Raw genomic sequence first — 2,578 nt, 5'->3', positions numbered from 1 at the left:
TCCTTCCAGCCACCCGTGCAGCCCTGCCGGGGTCACGTCCTCTGCCTGGATGGTTTCCAGACCAAGTAGCCGGGCCAGGGGCAGGCGATGCTCTTCGTCGCGTGCTGCGCCGAGGAGCGTAACCCGATGCCCGCGCTGTTTCAGGAGCAACGCGGCCATGAGGCCGATCGGCCCGGGACCGCTGACGATGACACGGGCCTGGGCCGGTATCGATTGCTCCAGGCGTGTCACCGCGCGCAGGGCCACGGACAGCGGCTCCGTGAGGGCGAGAACCGCAGCGGGCAGCTCATTGTTCACCGGCACGGCGCGGTATTCAGGGATGGAGAAGAGATCTGCGGCGGCTCCGTCAAAGGAGAGCCCCAGCACGGTTCGGTCCAGGCAAAGTTGACGAGTTCCTCGACGGCACAGATCGCAGGATCCGCAGCCATCGATGGCAATGGGCACAATGCGTTGACCGATCCATTGGCTGCCCGTTCCCGCTCCGGTACCTACAACGACGCCGACCGCTTCATGACCCAGTGTCACCGGGCAATGGACCCATTCGTAACCCGTGTCCTGACGCCATGCATGCACATCGCTGCCGCAGAGGCCGCAGGCCAGTGTCTGGACAAGGAGCTCTCCGGGAGCCGGGTCGGGCTTGGGATGCTCCTGCACCCGCACGTCTTTCGGTGAGGTGCTTTGTTTTCTAAGGGCTTTCACGGTCAGCCCTGTACGAATTTGTTCATCGGTTCGTCTCCTTCGAAGTTCCGCAGTCTTTGGTAACGGCTGGTCCGTCGGCGCCGGCAGCGCCGGGGCAGGTTGACAGCGTCATTGGTGTATCCGGATGCCGCCCGGTGCCGCTCCTGGCTGCAGTGGTCGCAGGAGCAGCACCGGACTCGGCCCCGGGTTGCGGCCAGCTTGTGGCGATTCCGGGAATCGCGGTCCGGCCCCCGAGGGGAGAGGAGGCCTCTTAGCGGATGAATTGATCGACGTAGTCGGCGCCAAGGCCTACTGCTTCGTAGTGTGCCCGGGCAAGGGCAATCTTGGTGAAGACATCCTCAATGCCGGTGGGGTTGCCGTCGGGATCCACGTAGATGTAGGTGCCGGTGACGTGGAACAGGGTGGCCATTTCCTCGACCCCGTCAGGGACGACGAGCGTGTGGATATCGCCCGGTGTTTCGAAGGCGTAAGTCCCTTCTTCGGCCCACCACTCGTGCTCCAGGTAGTGCCAGCGGCCCTTAAGGGTGATCGCGTGAACCGGCCCGGCGTGCCTGTGGCGGGAGAGGATCCCGGATTTGCGCACGCGCAGGATGTTCACGAAATATCCCTGGCTCGCCGAGAGAATCAGCGGGCGGAAGGACACGTCCTTGGACTGGGGCACCCACAGGCGCTCGTCCGCGTCCAGGTCGAGAGCGCCGGGCACGATGACGTCATCGATGATGCCATAGGGCTGCTCGCCGCGGTAAGGAACGGCAGCCTCATCCATGGTTGCTTCAGCAGCATTCGCAGTCATTCTTCTCCTTCGAAGTTTAGGAACCGATGTGGATGTCACATCACTTGCGGAACTGAATCGATTAAGTTCGAACGTGGCCAAAACCAGGGTTCCTGAATCGATTAAGTTAAGTATTCATGCCGTCGGGCCGGTGCGCAAGAGCTTTGGAGGATTTTTTGTTGTCCGAGTCACATTCGGGGGTTGCTTAGCCCGTTGTCTCCCTGACTTGAAGGATGTGGGGGAGCACTATGCGCTCGGGGGGCCCGTCGTATCCCTGGATTCTGCGGAGCAGCAGTTCGAAGCCGCGCCGTCCCATCATTTCGCGGGGGACCGTCACTGTGGTCAGCTGCAGCGGGCCGGCGCTGGAGAAGCTCATGTCGTCGAATCCGGCGACCGCCAAATCCTCCGGCACCCGGAGCCCCCGTTCCCGGCAGACGTCGAGGACGCCCACCGCGATCATGTCGTTGCCGCACAACACGGCCTCAACCTGCTGCCCGGCGCTCAAGAGCGTCCGGGCCCGGGCGGCCCCGGATTCCCGGGTCAGCGCACCCCAGAGCCCGTCCTCGTTCACAACGGTCGCGCCCTCCATCGCCAGGCCTTCCCGGAAGCCCCGCTCACGGTCTCGGGAAACACTGGACGCGCCGGCGCCGCCGAGCACCGCGACCCTTTTTCGACCTGTCCCTGCCACATGTTGTGCCAGCTCCCGGGCCGCAGCCAGATTGTCGACTACTACCGAATCGGCAGCAGCTCCCTCGAGCACTCGGTGCAACTGCACGAAGGGAACACCGCGTCGGGTGAGGCTTTCAAGCAAGTCGCGGTCCTGATCGGCTACAGAAGTGAAGAGCAGGCCGGCTGAATTCCGGTCAAGCTGTGCCATTGCCGCTTCGGTCTGTCGCTCCCCATTAATGCCGACGTTGGAGACGAATACCTCGAAGCCCTCCAGAGTGGCCGCGGCGATCACTCCGCTGGCAAGATCAGGGTAAAACGGGTTTGCTATGTCGGCGAAAAGCAGGCCGACGGCATCTGTCCGCCCGCGGCGCAATTGCTGGGCTACCTTGTTGGGGCGGTACCCCAGGTCTTCCGCAGCAGTTAGGACACGATCATGTA

Annotated in this window: 3 protein-coding genes; all 3 read right to left on the bottom strand. The window is 63.3% G+C overall.

The window, feature by feature from the left end; translation table 11 throughout:
* Positions 1 to 699, bottom strand: a 699-nt coding sequence (locus LQV45_RS25290; protein WP_230009376.1) for an alcohol dehydrogenase catalytic domain-containing protein, incomplete at its 3' end; no start/stop codon positions are given.
* A gap of 250 nt (positions 700 to 949) precedes the next feature.
* Positions 950 to 1,492 carry a 2,4'-dihydroxyacetophenone dioxygenase family protein gene (locus LQV45_RS25285; RefSeq protein ID WP_082492763.1) on the bottom strand — a complete coding sequence of 181 codons (543 nt, stop codon included), beginning with the start codon at positions 1,490 to 1,492 and terminating at the stop codon, positions 950 to 952.
* Between the two features lie 184 nt (positions 1,493 to 1,676).
* A partial coding sequence (locus LQV45_RS25280) for a LacI family DNA-binding transcriptional regulator (protein ID WP_230009374.1) occupies positions 1,677 to 2,578 on the bottom strand: 902 nt, incomplete at its 5' end.

This window comes from Microbacterium sp. Bi128, assembly GCF_918698205.1.
The sequence above is the reverse complement of the archived record's forward strand: the minus strand, read 5'-3'. Positions and strand labels throughout refer to the sequence as shown.